The organism is Microcoleus sp. PH2017_09_SFU_O_A (assembly GCF_020738625.1).
Lineage (GTDB): Bacteria > Cyanobacteriota > Cyanobacteriia > Cyanobacteriales > Microcoleaceae > Microcoleus.
Map to the genome: position 1 here is coordinate 73,685 of NZ_JAEQCF010000045.1, position 7,561 is coordinate 81,245.

5 protein-coding genes are annotated in these 7,561 nt (G+C 51.4%); all 5 read left to right on the forward strand.

Annotated features, from left to right (window positions below):
* Positions 1 to 107: 107 nt before the first annotated feature.
* Positions 108 to 1,025, forward strand: coding sequence for a PilN domain-containing protein (locus JGK16_RS17730; protein WP_293182088.1), 918 nt, complete (start codon positions 108 to 110; stop codon positions 1,023 to 1,025).
* Positions 1,022 to 1,822 (forward strand): pilus assembly protein PilO, encoded by an 801-nt coding sequence (locus tag JGK16_RS17735; protein ID WP_293182090.1) that lies wholly within the window; start codon positions 1,022 to 1,024, stop codon positions 1,820 to 1,822. The genes JGK16_RS17730 and JGK16_RS17735 overlap by 4 nt, the downstream gene beginning before the upstream one ends.
* 410 nt (positions 1,823 to 2,232) lie before the next feature.
* Positions 2,233 to 4,683 (forward strand): type IV pilus secretin family protein, encoded by a 2,451-nt coding sequence (locus JGK16_RS17740; RefSeq protein ID WP_293191556.1) that lies wholly within the window; start codon positions 2,233 to 2,235, stop codon positions 4,681 to 4,683.
* 1,043 nt (positions 4,684 to 5,726) lie between these two features.
* Positions 5,727 to 6,020: an HU family DNA-binding protein gene (locus JGK16_RS17745; protein WP_293148925.1), complete on the forward strand. Its 294-nt coding sequence runs from the start codon at positions 5,727 to 5,729 to the stop codon at positions 6,018 to 6,020.
* A 15-nt stretch (positions 6,021 to 6,035) separates the two neighbouring features.
* The gene (locus JGK16_RS17750) at positions 6,036 to 7,313 is read left to right on the forward strand and encodes a threonine-phosphate decarboxylase (protein WP_293191558.1); all 1,278 of its coding nucleotides are present in this window, start codon (positions 6,036 to 6,038) and stop codon (positions 7,311 to 7,313) included.
* Positions 7,314 to 7,561: the final 248 nt, after the last annotated feature.

Below are 7,561 nucleotides of genomic sequence, written 5' to 3' on the forward strand. Positions count from 1 at the left end.
CTTCTTTTTACCTTGAGCCAAGCCTTTCATGCCTTCTTCCTTCTTCCTTCTTCCTTCTTCCTTCTTCCTTCTTCCTTCTTCCTTCTGCTATAAAATCCAGTGAAGCCATGTACAGCCTAGATATTAATTTTCTCAACGATCGCCCCGACTACAAACCAGTCACAGCAGCCAAAAGCTCAGCTAGAAGAAGTTCCGGGGGAGCCAAAGACCAACTGCCCCTAATTGGGGCGGGGCTGTTTGCCTTGGGTCTCAATGCCGCCGTCATGGGCGCCTGGTGGTGGGCGACCAGCCAAAATAGCAGCTTGGCTACAGAACAAGCAAACATCGAACAAGAACTGGCAAGGTTAAGCACTCAAGCCAACGCCATCAAAGCCATCAACGCCGAAACCGACAAAGTTACCGCCGAATACAAAGCATTAGCCGGAGTATTCGACCAAATTAAACCTTGGTCGGCGATGCTGCAAGACCTGAGTGCCCGCACTCCCGCCGGACTGCAAATTGCCAAAATCGAGCAAATCGACCCCAGTCCCGCCCCCGTTGCAGCAGCACCCCCTCCCCCCGCGGCAACTCCCGCCGCATCCCCCGGCGCGAGTCCATCCCCCGGCGCGAGTCCATCCCCAGCCAGCCCCACCCCGGTGGCTGCTCCTATCCCAGTCGCCCCGCCACAGGCGGCAAAAGTACAAATTTCAGGGATAGCCAGTACCTTTGCTCAAGTTAACGACTTTATGCTTCTAGTCCAGCGCTCTCCTTTCTTCCTCAACACCGATACCAAACTGGTAGCGGCCACATTAAAAAGCAACCCCACGCAATTACAAGTGCGGAACCCAAACGCAGCAGCAGCAGAACTTCCCAAACTGCGGCCGGTGGTGGAATATAAAATTGAAACAACGCTCAGCCCGACTGGCGCCTCCGAGTTGCTCCCCGAGCTGCGGAGCAAGCAAGCAGACGGGCTAGCAATACGGATAGAAACACTTCAAGAAAAAGGAGTGCTAGAACCAGAAAAAACAGAGGTGAAAAAACCATGACAGCAGAGTTTATTCCCAGCGGGGCACAAGCAGAAGAAGCAGGGACTCAGGAAATATTTGGCATTAAGCTGACACCCCAAGTCCAAGCAATAGGCATCGCGGTTCTCGGCCTCGGAATAGCCGGCTACGTCGGCTCCCAGTTCGTACTCCCGGAATTCCAAAAAAGCGACGAAATTAAACAAAAAATTGCCGCCAGCAAGAAAACGCAAGTCGAATTGCAAACTCTAATTCTCAAAAAGTCAGAAGCACAAGCAAAGCAAGAAGAAGCCAAACAGCGCCGGGCCAACGTGACGGCAATGTTTGCTAGCGACGCAGGATCTAACACGCTGCTGCTTGACATGAACCAACTGGTTAATCGCATCAACGCCGGCGTGCAAGGGGACGACCTCAAGGCTAAAATTACCAAATTTGAGCCGGATGTCCCGCCAGCAGGAGCACCAGCACCCGTGCCGGGAGCTCCCGACCCTGATATTCTCAGCGATACGTCCTTCGGGCCGTCCCTGGCTGGCAAGCTCAGACGCAAAAAATATAAGGTAGAGTTTGAAGGCAGTTTCGCTCAAACCCGCAATTTCATGCGTAACTTGGAGTTGATGCAGTCGCTGTTGGTAGTGAGGAATTTGAAATCTGAATTGCTAACATCAACTCAGTCTATGCAAATAGATTTTTTGAAGGGAAGAATAGTCCCTGTGGAGCAGCCACAAACTAAAATTAAAACGGCTTTTGACTTGCACGCGCTGCTGCCGTTAAAGCAAGAAGAAAAACTGCCAACTCCGGCTCCAAGTCCTGCTGCTAAGTAGCCGTATTATTGCTGATATTAGCTCTTTTTTGAAAGTTGCTTTTTCAGCAGGAGGTAGAAGATAGAACGCCAAAATATGAATGCCGCGAACAAAAATATATGGCAATCTAAAATTAGGCTTTTTGCCGAATTCATTCTAACTTCTTCCTTCAAACACAGGCTCGAATCGAGAAGATATAGCCTTCGTTTCAGTAAGATGATGTGCCCATAGGGCTCCGTGGGCATCGGCCTTCCCAGGGCATGGGGCATTGGGCATTGGACATTAGTAGGCCCTCACCAATAACCAATAACTAATAACCCATGCCCCATGCCCCATGCCCCATGCCCCATGCCCCATGCCCCATGCCCCATGCCCCATGCCCCATGCCCCATGCCCCATGCCCATAAATAATAAAGTGTAGAGGAGAGAACGTGAAACAGCATCTACGGTTAAGTGGAGGACTCTTGAGCAGCGTTGCCGGAGTTATGCTCGCCCAAGCGCCAGTCTCGGCAGCGCCGACTAAAGTCACAGGAGTGCAAGTAAGTCAAGCTAATAATGGCGTAAATATTGTCCTAGCTACCGAAAAGGGCGATCGCCCGCAAGTTTTTGGCATCAACAGCGGCAATACCTACCAAGCCACGATTACCAACACCCAGCTCCGCCTGCGCCAAGGCAACAGCTTCCGGCAAGATAACCCAGCTCCGGGCATTTCCTCAGTAGAAATCACCCAGGTAGAAGCTAACAGCATCCGCGTTGTAGTGGCAGGAACCAACGGAATTCCCAACGGACAATTTGTGCCCGGACAAGGCCAAAGCATCGTCCTCACCGTTGCCGGACAGGGCGGGACAGCGCAGTCTGCCCCAGCAACACAGGCTGCATTGCCCTCGCTAAACCAAGCCCAAAATGTACCTCCGCCACCTCCAGGACTGCCGCTGAGCCCAACAACTTCCCGGCCGGCCCCCGTCCGCACGTCGCAAACCCCGGGCGTGATGCTGCAAAATCCCGAAGTTACTATTACTAGGAACGATCGCCCGCCCCTCCCCAGCGAAATACAATCTCAGAACAATCAAGCTCCGTCTTTCCAGCCGCGGGCTGTAGCGCCGCCCTTGGGAGATATCGCAGTTTCTAACATCGCGCCGGCTGGGGCAAGTATTGAACTGAGTTCGGGAGAACGCATCCCCCGTTTGGTGCTGCGCGATGCCCCAGTCCGCGACGTTTTAGCTCTGCTGGCCAGGGCTGCGGGATTGAACATTGCTTTTACAGGCGGCGGGGCCCCCGGCCAACCAGGCCAAGCCGCTCCGGCGGCCGCACCGGGAGCAGCAGGAGGCGCCGATGAAGGGCCGAAGATTTCTTTGGACATCGAAAATGAGTCGGTGCAAGATGTTTTCAACTACGTGCTGCGGATCAGCGGGCTGCAAGCCAACCGCGTCGGGCGCACGATTTTTGTCGGTTCTAATTTGCCTCTGGACTCGCGCAATATTATCGTTCGGACGCTGCGACTCAATCAAGTCAGATCTACCGATGCAGCTAACTTTTTGAGTGCTCAAGGTGCAGAAACTCAACTCCCCATTACTCGGGTGACTATTCAAACCGTGGGCCAGGGAAATACGGCGCGGGATGTGGAAATTCGGGAACCGGACATTAAGGCAATTGGTGCCAAGGATGGCAACGGGCCGCTCTTGCTGAGGGGACTGTCGGTGCTGGCGGATGCGAGGCTCAATTCGATCACTTTGGTGGGCGATCCGCGCAAAGTTGATGTTGCGGTAGCTTTCTTGACTCAGCTAGATTTGCGCCGCCGTCAAGTGGCTGTCAACGTCAAGGTGATCGATGTCAACTTGCTGGGAAACAACAGAAGTAGCAGCAGTTTCTCTTTCGGAATTAATAACAATTTCTTTGTCAATCAGGACGGAGTAGCAAGTCTCAATTTTGGTGGCTTGCGGCCGGCTACAGTCGGTGATGTCAACAATCCCAACAATCGATCGACTCCGCCGATCGTCCCCAACCCCATAGGAGCCGTGGAGCCTATCTACGATCAGAGGGGCAATTTAATCAACGTGCCTCTAACAGGGACTCCTACCTACGATCGGAATGGCAATTTAATCAACGTACCTAACAGTGGCGGGGTGTTCCTCCGCCCGACAGCAATTACTGGTAACCCCGGACGAGTTGGGGTTGAAACTTACGAGCCTGGCCCGGGTGGCAGTGCGACTTTCGCCCTGTTCCCGCTGTTGCAATATCCGAGGAGGTTCCTGTCGGCGTTGCAGGCAACTATTGAAACCCGGAATGCCAAAATCCTCACCGATCCAACTCTGGTGGTTCAAGAAGGAGAAACGGCGAATGTGAATATTACTGATGAGATAATTACTAACATCACTCAGCAAACGCAGACCACGGGAAATACAAGTACCACAACCACGACGGCAGTGAAAGATAAGGCCGGTTTGCAGTTGGGGGTGGCGATCGATCGGGTTGACGATAATGGCTTTGTTTCTTTGCGGGTGAACCCGATTATCAGGACACCGGGCTCCACTCGAGATCTGGCCACGGGCGCGAACACCAATCAGATAACGCTGCTGGGCGAGCGATCGTTGCAATCGGGGCTAATTCGCCTGCGGGACGGTCAAACTTTGATTGTTTCGGGGATTATCCGCGACGAAGAACGGATTACAGCAAACAAGATTCCGATTTTGGGAGATTTGCCGATTATCGGTTCGCTGTTCAGGAGCACCACTAAGGATAACCAGCGGGCAGAGTTGATTGTATTGCTGACTCCCCAGATTTTGGACGATAGCGATCGATCGAACTTTGGCTACCAAAACAACATCAGTCCCGACGCCCGCCAACTGTTGCAGCGCAGTCAACCCGTCCAGCCCAGACAGTAGGCATGGGGCATCGGGCATCGGGCATCGGGCAAAGAGGGCATCGGGATGAAGGAAGAGGTGTCAACTTAAGGTCAAAAGTCGTGCCGGTCTGCTGTCTGACGATTTGCCGAGTCTAGATCCCCCCTAACCCCCCTTAAGAAGGGGGGGACAAGAGCGTCGTCCAAGTCCCCCGACTATCCGGGAGAGAAGAGCGTCGTCCAAGTCCCCCGACTATCCGGGAGAGAAGAGCGTCGTCCAAGTCCCCCGACTATCCGGGGAGAGGGACAGGATTCTTCTCAAAGTCAACCCCTACTCCCCTTCTTAAGGGGGATTTAGGGGGATCGAGACTCGGCTATAAACGAGAGATACAAACGACTATCCGGGGAGAGGGACAGGATTCTTCTCAAAGTCAACCCCTACTCCCCTTCTTAAGGGGGATTTAGGGGGATCGGGCCTCGGCTATAAACGAGAGATAGAGATACAAAGGTTTTTAGGCGATTGGTGACACGAATGGGAAGAGAGAAGAGGTTCGAGGAAAAGAAATATTTCTTTTCCCCTTGACAATTCAGACTTTATTCCTTTTAATTCACCTTCTTTCTCTCAGAAGCAATCAGGAATCAGGAAAAAAAGTTTTGTTTAACCCTTGACAAATGACATTTTATTCCTGCTATTTTTACTTATTTTCAAATTTCAAATCCACGGAGGCAAGAAATCTTCTCTCCAAAGAGGTATTTTTTTACCTAAATTTAGGTATTAATTCTAAAAATTGTCCGAATCCATATAAATTAAAGGTTCCACCGATCCATAAGGGTCGGCAAGACTTTAGAATAATGCAGTGAAAATTAGATGCTGTCGGGTTTTCAGCAACTAAAAACAAAAATTCCTTTTCTGACCAATTACCCTAGGGTAATTAGTATTCAGCAGGAGTTCTTAATTGGGGAAGCGGGCTGGAGTAATAGGGGATAACCCAAACGCTCTCAACCCAAACTCCAATACAGTTACAACTCACAGCTAATAGTTGAACTCTGTTTAACGTATTTTGCAAATCCCAGAAGGAGTTCTGAATGAACAAAGGTGAATTGGTTGATGTAGTGGCCGAAAATGCTAGTGTCACGAAAAAACAGGCAGATGCCGTTTTGAGTGCAGCCTTGGAAGCAATCATGAAAGCTGTCTCCGACGGCGACAAGGTGACATTGGTCGGTTTTGGCTCGTTTGAGTCGCGGGAACGCAAGGCCCGGGAGGGTCGCAATCCCAAAACTGGCGACAAGATGGAAATCCCGGCAACTAAAGTTCCTGCATTTTCCGCAGGTAAGTTGTTTAAGGACAGAGTTGCACCGCCGAAAGAACCCAAAATTTAATTGGTGAACTGAGTCTTGATTAGACCTGTACACGGTGGGAATTTAGCTTGGGCAGCCGCATTGGCTGGCTGCCCTCCCTCTGCTATTCTCGATTTTTCTGCCAGTATCAGTCCTTTGGGCCCTCCTGAGTCTGCCCTGGCTGCGATTCAAGCTCATTTGAGCAGTCTCACGGCTTACCCAGACCCGGATTATGGAGAGCTCCGGACTGCTTTGGGTGAGGCATTGAATGTTGATCCGGATTGGATTTTGCCGGGGAATGGATCGGCGGAATTGTTGACTTGGGCGGCTTGGGATTTGTCGAAGCTGGAGGCGACTTATTTGGTGACTCCGGCTTTTGGCGATTACTGGCGAGCTCTTTCGGCTTTCGGCGCGCAGGTGCTCGATTGTCCTTTGGATCTCACATCTTGCACCATTGTCAAGAACGGGCAAGATGCCCATTCCACAAGGGATGAATTTTCTTGTGGAACAGGCATCTTGCCTGTTCCCAAACAAGTAATTGAGAATGGTGGAACATCTGGGTTGGATCTCAAATCGTTGGATGCTGGAACCGGAAACGGATTGGTAAGCGATGATTTATCGGTTTCTAACGGTTCCCTTGTCTCTCCTTCTTTCCCTCTCCCGGTTCCTCTTGCTCTCGGCGCCGATCGAGCTTTGTTGCTAAACAACCCTCACAATCCTACGGGTTTGCTCTTCGGTAGGGAGGCGATTCGGCCTTATTTGGAGCAGTTGGGTATGGTGGTGGTGGATGAGGCCTTTATGGACTTTCTACCGCCAGCAGAGCAGCAAAGTTCGATCGCTCTAGTTGAGGAATTTCCGAATTTGGTGATTTTACGATCGCTCACCAAATTCTATTCTCTGCCGGGACTGCGGATGGGATGTGCGATCGCCCATCCCGACATCCTGCGTCGCTGGCAGTTGCTGCGCGATCCTTGGCCTGTGAATGCCTTGGCTGCGGCGGCGGCTGCTGCTATGGTGCGAGATGCTGCTTTTGAGCGGCAAACTTGGGATTGGCTGCCTGGGGCTCGGCGAGAGCTGTTTGAGGGTTTGGCTGATTTACCCGGTTTGCGGCCAATGGCTGGGGCGGCTAATTTCTTGTTAGTTGAGTCGTCGGTGTCGGTGGCTGCAATTCAAAAAAGTCTGTTGCAACAACACCGGATTTTGATTCGAGATTGTTTGAGTTTTCCTGAGTTGGGCGATCGATTTTTCCGAGTCGCCGTGCGCGATCGGGCGGACAATCTGCGACTGATTGCTGGACTTGCCGATGTGATTAGGAATGGCAATTTAATAACTTAATCGACTTGCTTGTTACCAGGCTCTGCCTCCTTTTACTTCCCAGAGTATAGGAGAGAGGACTGTAGGAGCTGTTTAAATTATTAAATTTTCGTTCCTTAGCTGTTAACTCGGAAATTCATCTCACGTCATAATCTTTGATTTTGGCGTGAAATGAATGCCAGAAGAGCGGGCGAATGGAATTCGCGCCTATACAGACAAAACCCGCCTCCGCGGGTTGAAGAGTGGGCCGTTGAAATTACGTTGTTTTC

What these genes read in the sequence shown, in the direction of transcription:
- JGK16_RS17745 (WP_293148925.1), top strand. Translation starts at nt 5,727, where the DNA reads ATGAACAAAGGTGAATTGGTTGATGTAGTGGCCGAAAATGCTAGTGTC.
- JGK16_RS17730 (WP_293182088.1), top strand. Translation starts at nt 108, where the DNA reads ATGTACAGCCTAGATATTAATTTTCTCAACGATCGCCCCGACTACAAA.
- JGK16_RS17735 (WP_293182090.1), top strand. Translation starts at nt 1,022, where the DNA reads ATGACAGCAGAGTTTATTCCCAGCGGGGCACAAGCAGAAGAAGCAGGG.